16 protein-coding genes are annotated in these 20838 nt (G+C 51.7%); 11 read left to right on the top strand and 5 right to left on the bottom strand.

Features of this window, described 5'->3' with window-relative positions; genetic code table 11:
- Window positions 1-77: 77 nt before the first annotated feature.
- Both Tel_06585 and Tel_06580 read right to left on the bottom strand, forming a co-directional pair.
- Window positions 78-443 (bottom strand): hypothetical protein, encoded by a 366-nt coding sequence (locus Tel_06585; GenBank protein ID ALP52848.1) that lies wholly within the window; start codon window positions 441-443, stop codon window positions 78-80.
- 4 nt (window positions 444-447) lie between these two features.
- Window positions 448-738: a hypothetical protein gene (locus Tel_06580; GenBank protein ID ALP52847.1), complete on the bottom strand. Its 291-nt coding sequence runs from the start codon at window positions 736-738 to the stop codon at window positions 448-450.
- Window positions 739-990: 252 nt separating this feature from the next.
- Between Tel_06580 and Tel_06575 the strand changes: the two genes are divergently transcribed.
- Together Tel_06575 and Tel_06570 are read left to right on the top strand one after the other, a co-directional pair.
- A complete protein-coding gene (locus Tel_06575) occupies window positions 991-1767 on the top strand; it encodes a hypothetical protein (protein ALP52846.1) in 777 nt (258 codons plus the stop codon).
- A 68-nt stretch (window positions 1768-1835) separates the two neighbouring features.
- Window positions 1836-2237: a hypothetical protein gene (locus Tel_06570; GenBank protein ALP54759.1), complete on the top strand. Its 402-nt coding sequence runs from the start codon at window positions 1836-1838 to the stop codon at window positions 2235-2237.
- A gap of 6 nt (window positions 2238-2243) precedes the next feature.
- Here the strand turns inward: Tel_06570 and Tel_06565 are convergent, their stop codons facing one another.
- Entirely contained in the window at window positions 2244-2504 is a 261-nt protein-coding gene (locus tag Tel_06565; GenBank protein ALP52845.1) for a hypothetical protein, read from the bottom strand.
- Window positions 2505-2586: 82 nt separating this feature from the next.
- On the opposite strand from Tel_06565, the gene Tel_06560 reads away from it, so the two are divergent.
- The 6 genes from Tel_06560 to Tel_06535 all read left to right on the top strand — a co-directional run bounded on the left by Tel_06560 (window position 2587) and on the right by Tel_06535 (window position 12720).
- A complete protein-coding gene (locus tag Tel_06560) occupies window positions 2587-4722 on the top strand; it encodes an ATP-dependent DNA helicase RecQ (protein ALP52844.1) in 2136 nt (711 codons plus the stop codon).
- Window positions 4723-5702: 980 nt separating this feature from the next.
- Window positions 5703-6551, top strand: a complete 849-nt coding sequence (locus Tel_06555; protein ALP52843.1) for an integrase — start codon at window positions 5703-5705, stop codon at window positions 6549-6551.
- Window positions 6544-7704: a transposase gene (locus Tel_06550; GenBank protein ID ALP52842.1), complete on the top strand. Its 1161-nt coding sequence runs from the start codon at window positions 6544-6546 to the stop codon at window positions 7702-7704. The genes Tel_06555 and Tel_06550 overlap by 8 nt, the downstream gene beginning before the upstream one ends.
- A gap of 1473 nt (window positions 7705-9177) precedes the next feature.
- Window positions 9178-10704 (top strand): transposase, encoded by a 1527-nt coding sequence (locus Tel_06545; protein ID ALP52841.1) that lies wholly within the window; start codon window positions 9178-9180, stop codon window positions 10702-10704.
- A 213-nt stretch (window positions 10705-10917) separates the two neighbouring features.
- On the top strand, window positions 10918-11505 hold the full coding sequence (locus tag Tel_06540; protein ALP52840.1) for a transposase: 588 nt from the start codon (window positions 10918-10920) through the stop codon (window positions 11503-11505).
- 63 nt (window positions 11506-11568) lie between these two features.
- Window positions 11569-12720 carry a transposase gene (locus Tel_06535; protein ALP52839.1) on the top strand — a complete coding sequence of 384 codons (1152 nt, stop codon included), beginning with the start codon at window positions 11569-11571 and terminating at the stop codon, window positions 12718-12720.
- 39 nt (window positions 12721-12759) lie between these two features.
- Here the strand turns inward: Tel_06535 and Tel_06530 are convergent, their stop codons facing one another.
- A complete protein-coding gene (locus tag Tel_06530) occupies window positions 12760-13476 on the bottom strand; it encodes a hypothetical protein (protein ALP52838.1) in 717 nt (238 codons plus the stop codon).
- A 1296-nt stretch (window positions 13477-14772) separates the two neighbouring features.
- Between Tel_06530 and Tel_06525 the strand changes: the two genes are divergently transcribed.
- Window positions 14773-15924 (top strand): transposase, encoded by a 1152-nt coding sequence (locus Tel_06525; GenBank protein ID ALP52837.1) that lies wholly within the window; start codon window positions 14773-14775, stop codon window positions 15922-15924.
- A 281-nt stretch (window positions 15925-16205) separates the two neighbouring features.
- Here the strand turns inward: Tel_06525 and Tel_06520 are convergent, their stop codons facing one another.
- Window positions 16206-17936: a hypothetical protein gene (locus Tel_06520; protein ID ALP52836.1), complete on the bottom strand. Its 1731-nt coding sequence runs from the start codon at window positions 17934-17936 to the stop codon at window positions 16206-16208.
- A 240-nt stretch (window positions 17937-18176) separates the two neighbouring features.
- On the opposite strand from Tel_06520, the gene Tel_06515 reads away from it, so the two are divergent.
- Together Tel_06515 and Tel_06510 are read left to right on the top strand one after the other, a co-directional pair.
- Window positions 18177-19562, top strand: coding sequence for a transposase (locus Tel_06515; protein ALP52835.1), 1386 nt, complete (start codon window positions 18177-18179; stop codon window positions 19560-19562).
- 120 nt (window positions 19563-19682) lie between these two features.
- Window positions 19683-20834 carry a transposase gene (locus tag Tel_06510; protein ALP52834.1) on the top strand — a complete coding sequence of 384 codons (1152 nt, stop codon included), beginning with the start codon at window positions 19683-19685 and terminating at the stop codon, window positions 20832-20834.
- Window positions 20835-20838: the final 4 nt, after the last annotated feature.

Here is a 20838-nt window from a genome sequence, read left to right as displayed (position 1 = left end):
TCGGTCGGTCATATGGATCGTTTTCCTTTATATCCAGCGAGTATCGGACAACCGCGCATAAATCGCGAGCGTCACGCTCACTGACCCAATGTGACGAAGGGGGAGATGGAAAAATAGGCGATCACGCCCACTAACACCAAGTACAACAAATACCGCAGCGGATGTTCGCGAAACAAATCTATAATACTGCGTTGTCGGCCCTCTGCCTTCAAGGCCTCGAATTCGCTCCGGGCTTGAGACAGACGTTGCTGCTGATACTGTGCCAACAGACCCTGGGCGCGCTCCAGCTGGGTCTCGTCCGTCAGCCACAGGGCGGGCAGGGACATGCCCCAGCTGCCCGCCGGCGTCTCGTAGTAATCGATGTGTTGCTCAGCCAGCAAGGCGCGTATTTCCTCCGCCTCGTCCTCGGGGACCCCGCGTAGAATGAACAACTGAACGGCCATGGTTTCAGTCGTTGTCGCCCTCTGGCGTCTTGCTGTGTGCCAGCACGTATTCACTCAGACGCTGCAGTTCTTCGCCTTCGATGTGGGGGAAGGCGGGCATACTGAAGCCGCCCTCGGAGATCTTGTCGGCAATGGCCGCGACACTGGCCATCTCGGCGTCCAAATCGAAATAACGGCCGTTTTCTTGCGGCTTGTGGCATTCGAAACAGGCATTCCTGAACATATCTTCGCCACTGGCACCGACGCGCGGCACATAATTATTGGGCTGGCTGCAGCCCGTCGCCAGCAGGGCCATTACAGCGAATACGGTGACGCCTGGTTTCATAATCCTCTCCCTAAGAGCTATTGTTTGAATGCCGGCGTTTGACGCCGGCGCCCCGATTCTAACATCGCGCGGCCACCCGGTCAGAGCCGCTTCGGGCTACAATGGGCGGGAGCAGCATAAGCCTTTGACCTCATGACCCTGTATATTCTACATGCCCTGTCCTATCTGCCCGGCCGCACCAAAGGCCGCGCGCGTCGCGCTCAAACACAAAGGGGGAGGCCAATGAAGTCATTACGCGGCGCCCTGCTCACCCTGCTGTGTCTGCTTATCTGGCCCGTCGCGGCAGCGCCGAATCTGCACCTGACACCGAACCAGGCGCACAGCATCGGCGAGCGTATCTGGCTCAACGAAGGCGCCGGTAAGATTGAAAACCTGACTGTGTGGAATAAGGGCGAGGACTTCCCGTCCTTCGGCATCGGCCATTTCATCTGGTACCCGGCCGGCATCGAGGGTCCGTTCCGTGAAAGCTTTCCGCAACTTCTACAACACCTCAAACAGCACACTGCCTTACCGCGCTGGCTGACGCAGAGCGCCGCTGCGCCCTGGCGCAATCGTGAGCAATTTTATGCCGCCATCGACAGCACCGAGATGAAACAACTGCGCCATCTATTGCATCAGACCGTGCCGCAACAGGTCGCTTTCATCGTCGCGCGCATGGAGGCGGCCCTGCCGCAAATACTGGCCGCCCTGCCGACTGAAGCACAACGCCGGCATGTAAAAGATCAGTTTTATCGTGTGGCGCAACAACCCAACGGCCTCTATGCCCTGATCGACTATGTCAATTTCAAGGGTGAAGGGACGTCACCCAAGGAGCGTTACCGGGGGCAGGGCTGGGGCCTGTTACAGGTGCTGGAAACGATGCGTGATACGCCGCCGGCGCTGCCGGAATTCGTGCGCGCCGCCGACGCGGTGCTCACGCGCCGGGTGGCCAATGCGCCGCGTGACGAATCGCGTTGGCTGCCGGGCTGGCGTGCGCGCCTGCAGACATATCTGAAGTAGCCGACACGGACATCATCAACGCCAAAAGGGGGGACGCAGTGAACACCTTGCTTGAATTCAGCCTCGCCATGGCGCTGGCCGTCGCAGTGGTGCTGATCCACTACGAGACCCTGCGCCTCACCTCCCTGTCGCTGGCGCGGCTGCACATGTCGCCGCGCCAGCGTATTCTAGTGGTCATCGGCGCCGCCTTTTTCGCCCATCTGGTGGAGGTCACGCTCTATGCCGCCAGCTATCTGGCCCTGGCCGAGGTGCTGGGCGCCGGGCAAATCAGCGGTCTGCCCCTGGCCGGCTTTTATGATTATTTCTATTATTCCATGACCACCTACACCACCTTGGGCATCGGCGATTTCGCGCCCATGGAGGGACTGCGCCTGCTCACCGCCATGGAATCCCTGGTGGGCCTGATGATGATTACCTGGAGCGCCTCGTTCACTTATCTCGCCATGGAGAAGTTCTGGAAGCTGCATTGAGCGGCCTTACTCGAAGACAATATCGAACAGAAAATCGAACAAATTATCTTCCGCGTCATCGGGCTGGGCGCGCGTACGCGCGGCGCGCTGTTCGAAATGTCGTGCCATGCCCGCGTTACCGGCCCCACGCCACCCGGCGGCCTCTTCCTGGTAAAACGCCGCCTGCCAGGCGACTCGCTCGGCCGCCTCGACGCGGGGCGTGGGTTTGCCGGCACAGGCCGCCAGTGCGAGGCTCATGCCCAGCGCGACGCTTATGTTTAGAATCATCCATCTGTTGCGCTTAGCCATGCCCCGATGATAGACAATCCCCACCCCAGGCACCACGATTCTTTGGCGCTGAACCGGTATAATGCCCGCCATGACTGCGACCACTCCGGACATCTCTCCCGCCCTGCACATCCTGCAATCCGTCTTCGGTTACGATGAGTTCCGCGGCGAGCAGGCCGCCATCGTCGCGCAGGTCTGCAACGGCGGTGATGCCCTGGTGCTCATGCCCACCGGCGGCGGCAAGTCGCTCTGTTACCAGATCCCCGCCATCGTCCGCGACGGCGTCGCCGTGGTGGTCTCGCCGCTCATCGCCCTGATGCAGGACCAGGTGGCGGCGCTGCGCCAATACGGCGTCAAGGCGGCCTATCTCAACTCCAGTCTGAATCCGGCCGAGGCCGCCGACATTGAGGAACAGCTGCAGCGCGGCGCGCTGGACCTGCTCTACGTGGCGCCGGAACGCCTGTTCAACGGCCGCATGCTGGCGCTGCTCGGCCGGCTCAAGCTGGCCCTGTTCGCCATCGACGAGGCCCACTGCGTGTCGCAATGGGGGCATGACTTCCGCCCCGAGTACATTCAGCTCTCCATGCTGCACGAGCGCTTCCCCGAGGTGCCGCGTATCGCCCTCACCGCCACCGCCGACGCCCCCACCCGGCGCGAAATCGTGGAACGGCTGTCACTGCACGAAGCGAGGATTTTCAACAGCGGCTTCGACCGCCCCAACATCCGCTACCGCATCAGCGAGAACCCGGGCAACGCGCGCGAGCAGCTGCTGCGCTTCATCCGCAACGAACACGAAGGCGAGGCCGGCATCGTCTACTGCCTGTCGCGCAAAAAGGTGGACGAGACCGCGCGCTGGCTCGCCGACAAGGGGCTCACCGCCCTGCCCTACCACGCCGGCATGTCGCAGCAACAACGCCAGCAGCACCAGGAACGCTTCCTGCGCGAGGACGGCGTGATCATCGTCGCCACCATCGCCTTCGGCATGGGCATCGACAAGCCGGACGTGCGCTTCGTCGCCCATCTCAACCTGCCCAAAAGCATCGAGGCCTATTATCAAGAGACCGGCCGTGCCGGGCGCGACGGCCTGCCCGCCGACGCTTGGATGGCCTATGGCCTGCAGGACGTGATCACCCTGCGCCAGATGCAGGAGGGCTCGGACGCCGACGAACAGCACAAGCGCGTCGAACGCCACAAGCTCGACGCCATGCTCGGCCTGTGCGAACTGACCAGTTGCCGGCGCCAGGCACTGCTGCACTATTTCGACGATGTCATGGACCAACCCTGCGGCAACTGCGACAACTGCCTCACCCCGCCCGAGACCTGGGACGCCACGGTGGCGGCGCAGAAGGCGCTCTCCTGCGTGCACCGCACCGGCCAGCGCTTCGGGGTGAACTATCTCATCGACGTGCTGCGCGGCAGCGAGAGTGAACGCATCAAACAGTTCGGCCATGACACGCTCAGCACCTATGGCATCGGCAAGGAGTACAGCGTCAATGAATGGCGCGGCGTCTATCGCCAGCTCATCGCCCGCGGCCTGCTGAGTGTGGACCTGGAAGGCTACGGCGGTCTGCAGCTCACCGAAGCGGCGCGCCCGGTACTGCGCGGCGAGACCCAACTGATGCTGCGCAAGCTACGCAAATCGGCCAAGGCCGAACGCAAACGCAGCGCCCAGTTCGGCAAGGCGGCCGACCAACGTCTGTGGGACGCCCTGCGCAACCGCCGCCGCGAACTGGCCGAGGAACAAGGCGTGCCCGCCTACGTCATCTTCCACGACGCCACCCTGGCCGAGATGGTCGAGCGCCAGCCCCAGACCCTGGAACAACTGGGGCGCATCTCCGGCATCGGCGATCGTAAACTGGATGCCTACGGCGACGCCTTCCTCGATGTGATCCTCGAACACAGCCAGCCCGCCGCCGTCACCGACACGGTGGACGAAACGCTGAAATTACTCAGCCAGGGCATGACGCCGCCGGCCATCGCCCAACAGCGCGACCTGACGCTGACCAGCGTCTACAACCACCTGGCCAAGGCTATCGAAAGCGGCGAGATCGAGCTGCAAGATGCGGTGGCGCTGGATGATGAAACTTTCAAAGCGATCCGCTTCGCCTTCGAACAACACGAAGACGGCAAACTGAAACCGGTGTTTGAGGCATTGGAGGGTGAGGTGGATTACGGGGTGTTGCGCTGTGTGCAGGCGGCGTTAAGCGTTGTCAGATAAGTTGCCCACACTCCCCGCCAGTCATGATGCTGTGGTTTTGTGCAGCATGGGCCCCGCTGATAATCGCAATGGGTGAATTCTGTATAGCCACCTATCTACGCATTCTGTATAGCATGGCCTCAGTGATTGCGGGGTCCTTCCTCTGGGCGGTGAGCCACCATGACTCGTTGGTGGCCGTTGACAATCTGCGGCCATATTGTGGAAACTCGGATTTGAGTATAAAAACAATGGTGTGGGGTCATGTCTATTCCGTGCGCGCCAGAGCGATCATCCCGGTTTGCACGTCGGGTTCTCATGATAATACATGGATTCGGCAGCCTCGCTGTTGGCGTGTGGGATAGTGCTATACAGAATCTGTGTAGCGCAATATCTACGCATTCTGTTTTACACTGTTAGCTTATATAAATAAAATCGATGAAAACCGCAACAGAAGAACAAATTCAAATATCCAAGAAGCTTGGCATTAATGTAGCAAAAGACAGTAGCATTATTGCTGCTGCAAAAATAGAAAGTGAAGTATTTGAGGCTATTTATCCTGATGTTGAAAGAAGAGAAGCTACAGAAAAACAAAAGGACTTTTTGGCTGCATTAGGTGTAACCACTAAATCTAATGACTTTATTATTGTTTCTGCATTAATTGACGAAGAATTACAAAAACGAAACATTGCTGCAATAAAAAAATTAAAATTAAAAGCAGGCGACATAATTATTAGTGAGCAATATGGTCATGAGAAAGAAGATGTTATTTCTTCTATAAGCTCAAATTACCGTATTTGGTTTAAGGGTGGGCAAGGTCGTGGATGTTGGCCATCTAAAGTTATAAAAAAAATAAGCTAAAAAAGGATAACGAGACAGCGGGTCTCGTTTATCCAGCTGTTGAACTAAACCGCTTACGCGGGGCTTTTTCCCTTCGATTTACCGCACCATAATTTCCATACTTATCTCCACCCCATCCCGGGGGTTAACCCAGGAGATAAGTCATGACCCCACTACGTCAAAAAATGATCGATGCCATGCTGGTGCGTGGTTTTGCGGTGCGGACACAACGCAGTTATCTGGATGCCGTGATTCAGCTGGTGAAGTATTACCGCTGTTCACCCGAGCAGTTAACGACAGCGCAATTGCAGGACTATTTTCTCTATCTGGCGAAGGAACGGCAACTATCACCGGCGACCTGCCGGTTGTATTTGAATGTGATCCGCTTTCTCTACCTCGAGGTGGTGGGCTGGGACGAGATGGCGTTGGAGATCAATACGCCCAAACGCAAGCAACGCATCCCCGACTTGTTGAGCTGCGACGAGGTGGCGCGGCTGCTGGCAGTGGTGGAGAACCGCAAACACCGCATGATGTTGACCACCTGTTACGGCTGTGGTCTGCGGGTCAGCGAGTTAGTGGCGCTGCGGGTCAGTGACATCGATGGCGAACGCGCGTTGTTGCGCGTGACCCAAGGCAAGGGCGGCAAAGACCGACAGGTGCTGCTTTCCCAATCGTTGCTGCATCTGTTGCGCCGTTACTGGTCTGTTTTCCATCCTGCGACGTGGCTCTTCTATGGCCGCAGTCCGTTGACGCGCCTGAGTATCACCACAGCGCAGAAGGTGTTTCAGGCAGCCAAGCAAAGGGCGGGAATAGAAAAGGTCGGCGGCATCCACAGCCTGCGTCACGCCTATGCCACCCATCAGCTGGCGGCGGGCATGCCGCTACCGCAACTGAAAGCAATGCTGGGACACGGCGACCTGCACTCGACCATGCGCTATCTCCACTGGGTACCGCAATACACCAAAGCTCATGGGACGGACCTGATTCAAGGATTGGAGGTGGGTCATGAGTAATGTCTCAATGCAATCCATCCTCGCCACCCATCTGGACCACTATCGCCAACATCATACGCTTACCCCACAACAGGCCCGGGCCTGTCATCGCATCGGGTTGTGCCGTAGCGCCGCCTTGGGCGGCGAACAGGTCCGCTGCAGCCAATGCGACTTCGAACAATACCGCTACCACTCCTGTCGCAACCGCCACTGCCCGCAATGTCAGCGCAATGCCAGTGAAACCTGGAGCCGGCAACGCACCGCCCAACTACTGCCGGTGCCCTATTTTCACCTGGTGTTCACCTTGCCGCATCAGCTCAACCCTTGGGTCGACCTGCACCCCGAGGTGATCTACCGCCTGCTGTTTCAATGCGTCTGGTCGACCCTCAAGACGTTCGCCAACGACCCCAAACGGCTCGACGGCGACCTCGGCATGATCGCCGTCCTCCATACCTGGGGCCAAAACCTCAGCCGCCATATCCATCTCCACTGCCTGATCCCCGGCGGCGCCTGGAACGAAGAGACACAGCAATGGCACCCGGCCAAGAGCAGCTACCTCTTCCCGGTGCGCGCCCTGTCACGAAAATTTAGAGGCGCGATGGTCAATGCCTTGAGGAAATCACGTCAAGCGCAGGCGCTGCATCGCCTCACGGATGACAAACACTTCAACGATACCCTGAAACAACTCATGCAGACCGACTGGGTGGTCTACACCCAAGCCAACATCCAGCGTCCCGAGACCATCATCAACTACCTCGCCCGCTACACTCACAAGATCGCGATGGATAACCACCGTCTCATCGACAGCGATGACCAGCATGTACGCTTCCGCTACAAAGACTACCGCGACCACGACAAGCACAAAATCATGCAGCTCGAGCATGGCGAATTCATCCGCCGCTTCCTGCAACATATCCTGCCCGACGGCTTCATGCGCATCCGCCATTACGGCATTCTCGCCAACCGCTGTCGGCAACAGCGAACCGACTCCATCAAGCACGCCCTGGCCGTCACGGCTGAACTCGATGTAGATACGCGCGATCAAGACAGTCCTCACAGCCCGGCGCCTATTCCACCCGCGGCAACGGTCTGTCGCTGCCCACGCTGCAAAAACGGAAGACTTGTCATCATTGCAACGCTGTTGCCCCAACGACGACGAGAGGTGACCGATTAACCCTAAACCCAATATTACAGCCGGCTGATGTTTATACAGGGCAGAGCCCCCTGGGGCTGCACGCGTCAACACCCAAAACAGACGGCATTTCAATCACCAGAAGACCGAGTCGCGTATGAAAAATTACCTTGCCAATTCGATATCGAGCTGAAAAGAGTCCCAACAAAACCACATAATGGGCTTGGTTTCCATGGCCCGACAAAATACAATCCCCTATATATGACAGTCGTGGCGCCGCGGCTTAGTCCAACAGACATTTATACGCCATGCGCGGCACGGCGTATAAATGCTTAGATGTTAGGCTCATTAGGAAATGAATAATCTTCATATAATAATTTCTGTATCAGTGCTTGTTTCTTTTCTTGTTGGCTGTGGAGCAAATAAAAAACTAATAACAATAGATGATTATATTGTAGGTGCAGAGTATGAAATCGTTGAAGTTGATGGTCTTCCCGCTGAGCGTGCTAAGCACGGGTCATTTGTTACAGTGGTTCCGTTGGTGCAAGTCGGTGAAGGTTTACACCGATTAACGGTTAGATATGCAAAGCCTGTTGAGTTTACTCACGAATATGGTGCTCCTGAAAAGATTATAGTTAATGTTAAAGAAGGTAAGCGCTACAGGGTTGTACGCAAAAATGGTAAACCAGTACTGGTTGAGAAAAATGAATTGCCAGAGTCAGAAGGCTGGGAAGAAACAATAGATAAATGGTAAGCAAGCCTAAAAAAGGATAACGAGACAGCGGGTCTCGTTTATCCAGCTGTTATACGCAAAATAAGTTTTAGGAAGGGCTATGGAAGAACATGATCAATACAAGGCCATAATGTCTGCCTGGTCATCGGGAGTTTCGTCCTATCATAGTCTTTTCTCAGCATACCTTACTGCTAACTCAATATTCATAGCTGCTAGCATACTGTTAGCGAAATCGTTTTTAGAGTCCCAACATAACGGAGCACTTGCTATTGTCTGTTTTAGTGTTGCCTTAACTGGAATCTTCGTGGCATTTCAAATGGCCGTCGCTTTATCTAGATTTTCGGGTCAAAATAGTTATTTTGAGTGGGAACTTAGAGGTATGGAAGCAAAAGATAGTTTCAAGGGTATTTCAACATTTACAAACCTATATAATTGGCGAGAAAAGCAAGAAAGTATATTAATAACTGGGCACACTCCTTCGTCATTTGAACCAAATTGGGCTGTTAAAATTCATCGGTATAAATATGCAGCTAGATCAAAAGCAATACCATTTGTGTTTGGTGGATTTCATTTAGTGATATTGGTTGTGGTTACATATAGTTATCTATCATGCGTATAACAAGGCCGGTTAAGTCGGACATGCCTCCGCAACGCTCGTTTGTGGCGAATGCCACAAGCCTCTCGTTGCTGCGGCATGCCGCTTACCGGCGACGTTGAGGCTGTAGAAAAACCCCAAATTTGCTAACATCACTCTATATATAAAAACATCGTCGGGGGGATTGATGGCACGCTTCAAAGACTACAGCTACGAGCAGATGACCATGTTGCCGGTGTCGTTTGATCGACAGATACTTCCCGGCAGTTTCGAATACAATCTCACCTATCTCATTGAAGAGTGCCTGGACCCCTCCATTTTTCACCATCGCTACAAAAACGATGATGGCGGGCGTCCAGCGTATGATCCAGCGATCCTGTTGAAGGTTGTTTTGTTGGCCTATTCAAAAGGGATCACCAGCAGCCGCAAGATCGAGCAGCTGTGCCGCGATAACATTCTATTTATAGCCATATCCGCCAATAGTCAGCCTCACTTCACCACCATCGCCGATTTTATTTCCTCCTCTCATCAAGAAATCGAAAAGCTGTTCCTCCAGGTACTGATGGTCTGTGACCAGGAAGGCCTGATCGGCAAAGACATGTTCGCCATCGATGGCTGCAAGCTGCCCAGCAATGCTAGCAAGGAGTGGAGCGGCACCCAGGCCGATCTTAAGAAAAAGAAGCTCAAAATGGAAAAGGCCGTGCGGCGCATGCTCAGCAAACATCGCGAAGTAGACAAGCATGGTCTCGATGAAACGATCGTCGAGCGGCAAAAACAACAGTGCCGAAAGCTGGCCAAGACCGCCAAAAAGATCCAGGCCTTTCTCGACAGCCACGACGACCGCAAAGGCGTCAGTGGTCGCACCGTACAGAGCAACATCACTGATAACGACAGCGCCAAGATGAAAACCAGTCACGGCGTCATTCAAGGCTACACCGGCGTCGCCACCGTTGACGCCAAGCACCAGGTCATCGTCAGTGCCCAAGCCCACGGTCAAGGTCAGGAGCACAACCTGCTCAAGCCCAGCCTCGAATCGGCCAGTGCCAATCTCAAACTCAACAAGCAGGAGCGTCGCCAGATCAAGATCACCGCCGACAGCGGCTATCACAACCTAAGCGCCTTGCAATACCTGGATCAGGAAAAGCTCGACGGCTACATCGCCGATGTTGGCTTTCGATCACGCGATCCCCGTTTCAAGGACTACGAACGCCACAAGCCCGTCACACGGCTCAAGCCCAAAGAGCGCTTCACCTCAAATGAATTCAAGGTCGATCTCAAGCACAAAACCTGTATCTGTCCCGCCGGCAATGCCATGTGGTTGCAGTGCGAAGAGACAAAAATCGGCAACAGCCTGTTCATGAAATTCCAGGGCTATGAAAATGATTGCCGTCACTGTCATCTTAGAAAACGCTGCCTCAGATCAGAGCAACAAAAGAGCCCGCGCCAGTTTGCCGTAAAGCTAGGCAACACCAAAAAACATCAACAAACCAGTCTCATCGAGAAGATGAAACAAAAGATCGACAGCGCCATGGGACGGCATATCTACAGCCAACGACTGGGCACTGTTGAACCTGTATTCGGAAATATCACCAGCAGTATAGGATTCAAGCGATTTAGTCTGCGAGGAAAACAGAAGGTCAACGGCCAGTGGCAATTGATTAGCATGATCCACAACATATTAAAAATACACCGATATGCATGGAATGGTTCATAAAGAATGGAATAGGTATCAAGTATCGGGAAGAATACAATTTATATTGATTCCCGGTACGGGATTAGACCAAATATAGAGCAGTAAAAAATCAACTGAGGCGAGTGATGGTGGAGTGACTTGTATTTGGGTTTTTCTACAGACTCGTTGAGGCTGTAGAAAAACCCCAAATTTGCTAACATCACTCTATATATAAAAACATCGTCGGGGGGATTGATGGCACGCTTCAAAGACTACAGCTACGAGCAGATGACCATGTTGCCGGTGTCGTTTGATCGACAGATACTTCCCGGCAGTTTCGAATACAATCTCACCTATCTCATTGAAGAGTGCCTGGACCCCTCTATTTTTCACCATCGCTACAAGAACGACGATGGCGGTCGTCCAGCGTATGATCCAGCGATCCTGTTAAAGATTGTTTTGTTGGCCTATTCAAAAGGCATCACCAGCAGCCGCAAGATCGAGCAGCTGTGCCGCGATAACATTCTATTTATAGCAATATCTGCCAATACACAGCCTCACTTCACCACCATCGCCGACTTCATCTCATCCTCACATGAAGAGATCGAAAAGCTATTTCTTCAGGTATTGATGGTCTGTGACCAGGCAGGCCTGATCGGCAAAGACATGTTCGCCATCGATGGCTGCAAGCTGCCCAGCAATGCCAGCAAGGAGTGGAGCGGCACCCAGGCCGATCTTAAGAAAAAGAAGCTCAAGAGATCAATGGGGTCAGAGTCATTGATTTTTAGATCAATGGGGTCAGAGTCACTGCTGTCCCATAAACATGGAATAAAAAAGGCTTAAATCCCAACAAGTTGTTACAATGAAAGTGCGACCAAACACTGTAATAACAGAGAGATTTAAGCCATGGCACATCATAATACTATTTTCGCACAATTGCTAAAATTCGTACCGAGACATGAATTTGAAAGCCTCTCAAAAACGCATCATGAAGGTAGACAGTTGCGGAAAACAAGCCGCTGGTCCCAGTTTGTCGCGTTGTCTCTGGGGCAATTGGCAGGCCGCCATAGCCTAAGGGATATTGAGAGCAATATGAGCGCACAATCCAGTCGTCTTTATCACTTAGGAGCCAAACCCATTGCACGCTCAAGCCTGGCCAGATTAAATGAAAAGCAACCTGCTAAGTTATATGAGGCCTTGTTTGCAAAGCTTTATGCCAACTGTCAGAAGCTGACGTCCGGCCACCGGTTCCGTTTCAAGAACAAGCTCTATTCATTAGACGCCTCCTTGATTGACTTATCACTAAAAATATTTCCCTGGGCCCACTATGCCTTGGGAAAATCAGCAATGAAACTCCACCTGAGTTTAGATCATGATGGATACATCCCGAATTTCGCAGCTATTACCGAAGGTAAAGCATCCGATATAGAAATAGGGAGAACACTCCACTATAGCAAAGGCAGCATCGTCGTCTTTGACAAAGGATATACGGACTATGAATGGTTTAAGGCCCTTAATAACAAGGGTATTTTCTTTGTTACCCGGATCAGGAAGAATGCCATATGGAAGATTGAAGAGCGAAGAGCCGTCGATAAATCCAAAGGACTGACATCGGATCAAACAATCGTTTTAACAGGTGTTAAGCCAAAAAAGATCGGCATGCCAAAGCTACGACGAATTGGCTATCGAGATCCTGAGAGCGGAAAAGCCTATGAGTTCCTGACAAATAATTTCGCTTTAAGTGCACAGACCATCGCAGAGATTTATAAAGAACGGTGGCAAGTAGAATTATTCTTCAAATGGATCAAACAAAATCTAAAGATCAAGGCCTTCGTGGGCAATAGCAAGAATGCCATTATGACGCAGATATGGATCGCGCTCTGTACCTATTTGATACTGGCCTATTTGAAATTCAGTGCCAAGCTAGGATGGTCCTTACAAAGTATGTTGCGATTATTGCATCTGAATTTGTTTCTACGAAGAGACCTGATGGCATTACTTCGTGGTGATCCGCCAAAACAAAATGCTCTGGAAATACGGCAGCTATGCTTGGTGTAAAAGTTTATGGGACAGCAGTGGGTCAGAGTCGAATGGCACTTACTTAAGCTTCTTAGGGTGACCATTCTTCATCACTTCCGCTCTTGCTTCATGCCGTGTTCTCGTCAATAAGGGATAGGCTTTCGGTCTTCGCTTCACCGCTCTCGGTTCGATTCGGCCGGGACGATTCCCCACCTTTTTCTGCACCATCATGCGGAATAAATAACCGATATATTCATCATCCAAATACTGCGCGTTTTGTAGATAGATCAGCCATATCTGCAAGCAGTGCTTGAAACTTATACGTCTTGGGCTGATATCCGCCAGCAAGGCGGATTGTGCCATCATGAGGCGGATCAGGTTATAGGCAAGTAGATGGATCCATATTTCCTTGATCGCCATCTCGGGCGTTTTGCAACTGAGCACATTCATGCCCATAGTGTCTTTGATGTTGCGCAGGTCCAGCTCGATATGCCAGCGCATTTTGTACAGGGCTTTTAGCTTCTCTTTCGGGTAGTTGTTGTGATCGTCCAAAGTCGTGATCATTGTTTTGCCGCCGGCCTGGAATTCCCTGACCGTGAGTCTTTCTGGCGCCGCGTTATAGTCCTCTTCACTCATCCACTCCGGTCGTCGCTTGGGCTTGTCGATCACGATCAGATGATCGCGTTCTCCCAGCCTTTGACCGAGACGAAAATCTGTCACGCGCTTTCTGGAACCGTTCTGCTCCATTAGAATATCGATCCCGTCGGCCTGCATGGCGGCAATAAAGAGTGCCATTCGGGTCAGAGAGCAATAGTTTCTAATATGGTTTATGGGTAAGATAGGGATTAGGCACCTATCTAACAGGCATTCTTTACGGGGGCGAATAATGCCGAGAAAAGCTAGATTTAATCTTGTTGGTATACCTCAGCACGTTATCCAGCGTGGCAATAATCGCGAGCCATGTTTTTTTGCAGAAGAAGATTACCGGCGTTATTTAGACGATTTGGCCAAGTCGGCGACTAAGTACAATTGTCATATTCACGCCTACGTTCTTATGACCAATCATGTTCACCTATTGGTGACGCCTATGGTCGATTCGGGTGTTTCTCAAATGATGCAGGCGTTGGGGCGGCGATATGTTTACTATATTAATAAAACCTACAAACGGACGGGGACACTCTGGGAAGGCAGATATAAATCCAGCCTGATTGACAGTGACAGGTATTTATTGACGTGTATGCGCTATATCGAACTTAATCCCATTCGTGCCAATATGGTTGAACATCCTGGTGAGTATAAATGGTCGAGTTATCATGCAAATGCCCAAGGAAGTATTGATCCGGTTGTCGAGGCACATCCTCTTTACGAGGAATTGGGTTCGAAAAGAGAAGTGCGCCAAGTATCATATAGGGAATTATTTAGGCATCACATGGATAATGATGTCCTACATGAGATACGGGAAACATTGAATCATGAGTTGGTTTTGGGGCGCTCATATTTCAAAGACAAAATTGAGAGAGTTACGCAAAGGCAAGCCCGTCTAGGTCAGCCAGGACGACCAAGAGTTGAGGAGAATGATGGGGTATATTTGATTGACTAGTATATTAGAAACTATTGCTCTCTGACCCGGTTTTCTCCTGACCCGGTTTTCTCCTACCGGACATTACACTGACACCGGTTCACTCGATGTATTTCTGAGCCTGAATAAAATACTTGTTTCTTTGCCGCCGATTCTCAGTCATCGACACGAATGCGCTTTGGTTCCGGTAGAGCTTGCCAACGGTGTTGCATCTTTATCGAGCTACCCTTCTGCAGCCATCCTGAAGGTATTTGCTGATATATGAGTTGTAGCCCAATAAGTTGCTGCAGCGGACGCTGAGCATGGCGTTAGCCATCACATAACGATGCTGCGAAGTTTAGTCGCGATACTAACCGCAACGTTGCTGAGCGGCTGGGAGATCAATGGGGTCAAGATCAATGGGGTCAGAGTCACTGCTGTCCCATAAACATGGAATAAAAAAGGCTTAAATCCCAACAAGTTGTTACAATGAAAGTGCGACCAAACACTGTAATAACAGAGAGATTTAAGCCATGGCACATCATAATACTATTTTCGCACAATTGCTAAAATTCGTACCGAGACATGAATTTGAAAGCCTCTCAAAAACGCATCATGAAGGTAGACAGTTGCGGAAAACAAGCCGCTGGTCCCAGTTTGTCGCGTTGTCTCTGGGGCAATTGGCAGGCCGCCATAGCCTAAGGGATATTGAGAGCAATATGAGCGCACAATCCAGTCGTCTTTATCACTTAGGAGCCAAACCCATTGCACGCTCAAGCCTGGCCAGATTAAATGAAAAGCAACCTGCTAAGTTATATGAGGCCTTGTTTGCAAAGCTTTATGCCAACTGTCAGAAGCTGACGTCCGGCCACCGGTTCCGTTTCAAGAACAAGCTCTATTCATTAGACGCCTCCTTGATTGACTTATCACTAAAAATATTTCCCTGGGCCCACTATGCCTTGGGAAAATCAGCAATGAAACTCCACCTGAGTTTAGATCATGATGGATACATCCCGAATTTCGCAGCTATTACCGAAGGTAAAGCATCCGATATAGAAATAGGGAGAACACTCCACTATAGCAAAGGCAGCATCGTCGTCTTTGACAAAGGATATACGGACTATGAATGGTTTAAGGCCCTTAATAACAAGGGTATTTTCTTTGTTACCCGGATCAGGAAGAATGCCATATGGAAGATTGAAGAGCGAAGAGCCGTCGATAAATCCAAAGGACTGACATCGGATCAAACAATCGTTTTAACAGGTGTTAAGCCAAAAAAGATCGGCATGCCAAAGCTACGACGAATTGGCTATCGAGATCCTGAGAGCGGAAAAGCCTATGAGTTCCTGACAAATAATTTCGCTTTAAGTGCACAGACCATCGCAGAGATTTATAAAGAACGGTGGCAAGTAGAATTATTCTTCAAATGGATCAAACAAAATCTAAAGATCAAGGCCTTCGTGGGCAATAGCAAGAATGCCATTATGACGCAGATATGGATCGCGCTCTGTACCTATTTGATACTGGCCTATTTGAAATTCAGTGCCAAGCTAGGATGGTCCTTACAAAGTATGTTGCGATTATTGCATCTGAATTTGTTTCTACGAAGAGACCTGATGGCATTACTTCGTGGTGATCCGCCAAAACAAAATGCTCTGGAAATACGGCAGCTATGCTTGGTGTAAAAGTTTATGGGACAGCAGTGGGTTGTACTTGTATTCGTATAAACGCGATTCTATCTGGGCGAATACACCTAACCATACCAATTAGTTCGGACAGTCTTCCGCGGTGCTCGTTTGTGGCCGAATGCTACAAGGAGGGTGTTCAAAACTCTGTGTCAACCAACGCTCAAAGCGCCAGATGGTCATCCAAGCGCCCCCAAAATAATCTTTAAAACGTCAATCCGCACCATTACAAGGCACACGCCGTTGCCTTAACTTACGCGAGTCAGACCCCGCCCAGGTCTTCATGACGAGCAGCTCATATGCGACACCCCACCGAGCTCCTTGAATTCAGGGGGTTTCGGTCGATAGTATTTCTCTTCCACCTCTGGCGATTGCTCGGCGTAAGGTTGCGTCATCACGTCTTGCAGTTCTCTGATTAGCGCGTAGTCACCCAGGGCCGCTTGCTGATATGCGGGGGCAAGCAACCATTCTCGCAAACTGTATTTTGGATTAACGCGTTTCATCTGTGCTGAAATGTCTTCCAGCGTGCGCGGTGTATCGGTAACGAGCGACTTCCATTTTGTCAGCCATTCAGACCAGTGCTTTTCCATCTCTGCATTCAAATGACTGTAGAAGCTCTTTTTAAGTGGGCCAATATCACCCGGTATCGACGAGAGTTCGCGAAAGAAGATGGTATAATCGACAGACGTTTTCATCATGAGTTTGACGAGTTCACCGAACAACTCTGTGTCAAACGCATCCAGTCCCAGCTTGTCCGCAAACACCTTTTCAATTTCCGTTTGCATCACTGCGGCAAAGCCATTTCGCAGCTCGTCAAGCTGTTGCAACATTTCAGAATGCTTTTCCAGTAACGGCATCAACGCCGTACAGAACATCTCGAAGTTGCGTTCCGCTGCCACGGGTTGATTCCAGAACGCGAAGTGCTCCCCGCCGCCCGTCCAGGGCTGGTAATAGGGATCAAAGACTTCCATGAAGCCGAACGGGCCGTAATCCAGGGTAAAGCCACCGGCGGCGCAGTTGTCGCTGTTGAAATTGCCCTGGCAATAACCGACACGGATCCAGTTCGCCACCAGTGAGGTCAGGCGGCTGCGAAATTCCCGCGCCAGCGACACCACTTTCTCGGGGGTGCTCAGATTCCGGTCGATGACATCCGGGTACTCACGGTCAATCAGGTGCAGCACCAGCTTTTCCAGCTCCTCTATCGCAGCGGGGTGTTCCTGCTTACGCGCACGGCGACCAAACAGCTCGAGCTGACCCACCCGAATGAATGACGGTGCCACGCGCGTCGCGATCGCCACCGCTTCAGAGACCATTCTGTCGGGATCGCGTGAGCGCGAGCCCTCCGAATACCAGGGCCGCTGCACCTGCTCCGTTTTCGATACATACAGGCTCAAAGACCGGGATGTCGGTACCCCCAGGGCGTGCATGTGCTCCTGTGCCAGGAACTCCCGGACACTCGAGCGCAACACCGCGCGGCCGTCTCCGCCGCGGCAGTAGGGCGTGCGACCGCCCCCTTTGAGTTGCATCTCCCAGCGTCGACCCCTGTTCCGATCCCCGTTCCGATCAGGCATCACCGCTTCAAGCACAGACACGGCACGGCCATCACCATAGCCATTCCCAGTCTGAAACGGACACTGCCGGACGTATTCAGTGCCGAAAATAGAGAGGGCGTAACCCGTCGCCCAGCCCACGTTGCGCATCGGTTCCGGAACCTGCGAAAGGTCGCCGCTGAACACACGCATAAACCCGTCGGACTCTGCCAGGCTGTCGGCAAAGCCCAGTTCCTGAAAAAAGTGCTTGCTATGCGCGACGTACTCGGGGTTATCGAGGGGCGTGGGTTTAACCGGGACATAATGTCCCGAGAACACCTGACGCGGTGCGTGATCAGCGCCGCTTTCATTCGCCTCAGGATCGCTATTGAGCGTGTCCATGAAGGAATAGTCGGCGAGTTTAGCGAGGTCTTCTAACGTCGAGACGCTAGGGGCAGATTCCTGGAATAGTTGATTTTTCATAGGGCAATTTAGACGCTTTTAAATCCAAGCTTAAATATGACATGCAAACAAATGCGTTGCGAATAAGACTATAGATCAACGCAGGCGTTCAAAAGGACATGGTGCCAGACAAGGGTCAATGGGGTCAGATACGAATGGCACTTACTTAAGCCCAAGCACTTGATTATCAAATAGAAAGACCGGCACCATGGTAGGGTGTAAATCGCCAAACCCACAACCTACCAAAAGGAACCGGTCTCGATGAAGCTTAGCCATACTGCCAAAAAACATCAACATACTCGAGTTGAGGCATACCGTGGAAACAGCAACAGCTATCGTTTCTTCAATCTTCTCACCAGCGACACGCTGCTGGACAAAGTGGAAGCGCTCTTGCCCGAGCACCGGGAACGCCTCTATCCACCTACGGAAACCTTATCCATGTTCCTGGCCCAAGCCATGAGCGCCGATCGTTCCTGTCAGAGCATTGTTAACCAGGCAGCAGTCCAGCGACTCGCCGGCGGGTTTAGCGCCCGAAGCACATACACGGGTGGCTATTGTCGTGCCAGGCAACGGTTGCCTTTGACGATGGTCGCAGAACTGACCCAACATCTGGGCGACCAGCTTGACGAACGAGCGCCTGATGAATGGCAATGGCAGGGTCGACACATCAGGATTATCGACGGCACCACCGTCACGATGCCCGACACGGCTGCCAACCAAGCCGTATTCCCACAACAACGCGGTCAACAGCCTGGTTTAGGGTTTCCCATTTGTCGCATCGTCGGCATCACCAGTCTGGCCAGCGGTGCGCTATTGAATGCAGCGATCGGCCGTTTCAACGGCAAGGGGGGTGACGAACAAACCCTGTTGCGCGCCATACAGAACACCTTGCAGCCCGGTGATATCGCGCTCGGCGATGCCTTCTTTGCCACCTATTTCTTTATTGCCGCCATGCAGGCCGACGGGATCGATATTCTAATGGAGCAGAACGGTTCCAGAAAGCGCGTGACAGATTTTCGTCTCGGTCAAAGGCTGGGAGAACGCGATCATCTGATCGTGATCGACAAGCCCAAGCGACGACCGGAGTGGATGAGTGAAGAGGACTATAACACGGCGCCAGAAAGACTCACGGTCAGGGAATTCCAGGCCGGCGGCAAAACAATGATCACGACTTTGGACGATCACAACAACTACCCGAAAGAGAAGCTAAAAGCCCTGTACAAAATGCGCTGGCATATCGAGCTGGACCTGCGCAACATCAAAGACACTATGGGCATGAATGTGCTCAGTTGCAAAACGCCCGAGATGGCGATCAAGGAAATATGGATCCATCTACTTGCCTATAACCTGATCCGCCTCATGATGGCACAATCCGCCTTGCTGGCGGATATCAGCCCAAGACGTATAAGTTTCAAGCACTGCTTGCAGATATGGCTGATCTATCTACAAAACGCGCAGTATTTGGATGATGAATATATCGGTTATTTATTCCGCATGATGGTGCAGAAAAAGGTGGGGAATCGTCCCGGCCGAATCGAACCGAGAGCGGTGAAGCGAAGACCGAAAGCCTATCCCTTATTGACGAGAACACGGCATGAAGCAAGAGCGGAAGTGATGAAAAATGGTCACCCTAAGAAGCTTAAGTAAGTGCCATTCGACTCTGACCCACTGCTGTCCCATAAACATGGAATAAAAAAGGCTTAAATCCCAACAAGTTGTTACAATGAAAGTGCGACCAAACACTGTAATAACAGAGAGATTTAAGCCATGGCACATCATAATACTATTTTCGCACAATTGCTAAAATTCGTACCGAGACATGAATTTGAAAGCCTCTCAAAAACGCATCATGAAGGTAGACAGTTGCGGAAAACAAGCCGCTGGTCCCAGTTTGTCGCGTTGTCTCTGGGGCAATTGGCAGGCCGCCATAGCCTAAGGGATATTGAGAGCAATATGAGCGCACAATCCAGTCGTCTTTATCACTTAGGAGCCAAACCCATTGCACGCTCAAGCCTGGCCAGATTAAATGAAAAGCAACCTGCTAAGTTATATGAGGCCTTGTTTGCAAAGCTTTATGCCAACTGTCAGAAGCTGACGTCCGGCCACCGGTTCCGTTTCAAGAACAAGCTCTATTCATTAGACGCCTCCTTGATTGACTTATCACTAAAAATATTTCCCTGGGCCCACTATGCCTTGGGAAAATCAGCAATGAAACTCCACCTGAGTTTAGATCATGATGGATACATCCCGAATTTCGCAGCTATTACCGAAGGTAAAGCATCCGATATAGAAATAGGGAGAACACTCCACTATAGCAAAGGCAGCATCGTCGTCTTTGACAAAGGATATACGGACTATGAATGGTTTAAGGCCCTTAATAACAAGGGTATTTTCTTTGTTACCCGGATCAGGAAGAATGCCATATGGAAGATTGAAGAGCGAAGAGCCGTCGATAAATCCAAAGGACTGACATCGGATCAAACAATCGTTTTAACAGGTGTTAAGCCAAAAAAGATCGGCATGCCAAAGCTACGACGAATTGGCTATCGAGATCCTGAGAGCGGAAAAGCCTATGAGTTCCTGACAAATAATTTCGCTTTAAGTGCACAGACCATCGCAGAGATTTATAAAGAACGGTGGCAAGTAGAATTATTCTTCAAATGGATCAAACAAAATCTAAAGATCAAGGCCTTCGTGGGCAATAGCAAGAATGCCATTATGACGCAGATATGGATCGCGCTCTGTACCTATTTGATACTGGCCTATTTGAAATTCAGTGCCAAGCTAGGATGGTCCTTACAAAGTATGTTGCGATTATTGCATCTGAATTTGTTTCTACGAAGAGACCTGATGGCATTACTTCGTGGTGATCCGCCAAAACAAAATGCTCTGGAAATACGGCAGCTATGCTTGGTGTAAAAGT

Origin of the sequence: Candidatus Tenderia electrophaga (assembly GCA_001447805.1) — a bacterium.
GTDB classification, from domain to species: domain Bacteria; phylum Pseudomonadota; class Gammaproteobacteria; order Tenderiales; family Tenderiaceae; genus Tenderia; species Tenderia electrophaga.
The sequence above is the reverse complement of the archived record's forward strand: the minus strand, read 5'-3'. Positions and strand labels throughout refer to the sequence as shown.

What these genes read in the sequence shown, in the direction of transcription:
- Tel_06525 (ALP52837.1), top strand. Translation starts at nt 14,773, where the DNA reads ATGGCACATCATAATACTATTTTCGCACAATTGCTAAAATTCGTACCG.
- Tel_06520 (ALP52836.1), bottom strand. Translation starts at nt 17,936, where the DNA reads ATGAAAAATCAACTATTCCAGGAATCTGCCCCTAGCGTCTCGACGTTA.
- Tel_06570 (ALP54759.1), top strand. Translation starts at nt 1,836, where the DNA reads ATGGCGCTGGCCGTCGCAGTGGTGCTGATCCACTACGAGACCCTGCGC.
- Tel_06535 (ALP52839.1), top strand. Translation starts at nt 11,569, where the DNA reads ATGGCACATCATAATACTATTTTCGCACAATTGCTAAAATTCGTACCG.
- Tel_06550 (ALP52842.1), top strand. Translation starts at nt 6,544, where the DNA reads ATGAGTAATGTCTCAATGCAATCCATCCTCGCCACCCATCTGGACCAC.
- Tel_06560 (ALP52844.1), top strand. Translation starts at nt 2,587, where the DNA reads ATGCCCGCCATGACTGCGACCACTCCGGACATCTCTCCCGCCCTGCAC.
- Tel_06515 (ALP52835.1), top strand. Translation starts at nt 18,177, where the DNA reads ATGAAGCTTAGCCATACTGCCAAAAAACATCAACATACTCGAGTTGAG.
- Tel_06530 (ALP52838.1), bottom strand. Translation starts at nt 13,476, where the DNA reads ATGGCACTCTTTATTGCCGCCATGCAGGCCGACGGGATCGATATTCTA.
- Tel_06580 (ALP52847.1), bottom strand. Translation starts at nt 738, where the DNA reads ATGGCCCTGCTGGCGACGGGCTGCAGCCAGCCCAATAATTATGTGCCG.
- Tel_06545 (ALP52841.1), top strand. Translation starts at nt 9,178, where the DNA reads ATGGCACGCTTCAAAGACTACAGCTACGAGCAGATGACCATGTTGCCG.
- Tel_06585 (ALP52848.1), bottom strand. Translation starts at nt 443, where the DNA reads ATGGCCGTTCAGTTGTTCATTCTACGCGGGGTCCCCGAGGACGAGGCG.
- Tel_06555 (ALP52843.1), top strand. Translation starts at nt 5,703, where the DNA reads ATGACCCCACTACGTCAAAAAATGATCGATGCCATGCTGGTGCGTGGT.
- Tel_06575 (ALP52846.1), top strand. Translation starts at nt 991, where the DNA reads ATGAAGTCATTACGCGGCGCCCTGCTCACCCTGCTGTGTCTGCTTATC.
- Tel_06510 (ALP52834.1), top strand. Translation starts at nt 19,683, where the DNA reads ATGGCACATCATAATACTATTTTCGCACAATTGCTAAAATTCGTACCG.
- Tel_06540 (ALP52840.1), top strand. Translation starts at nt 10,918, where the DNA reads ATGGCACGCTTCAAAGACTACAGCTACGAGCAGATGACCATGTTGCCG.
- Tel_06565 (ALP52845.1), bottom strand. Translation starts at nt 2,504, where the DNA reads ATGATTCTAAACATAAGCGTCGCGCTGGGCATGAGCCTCGCACTGGCG.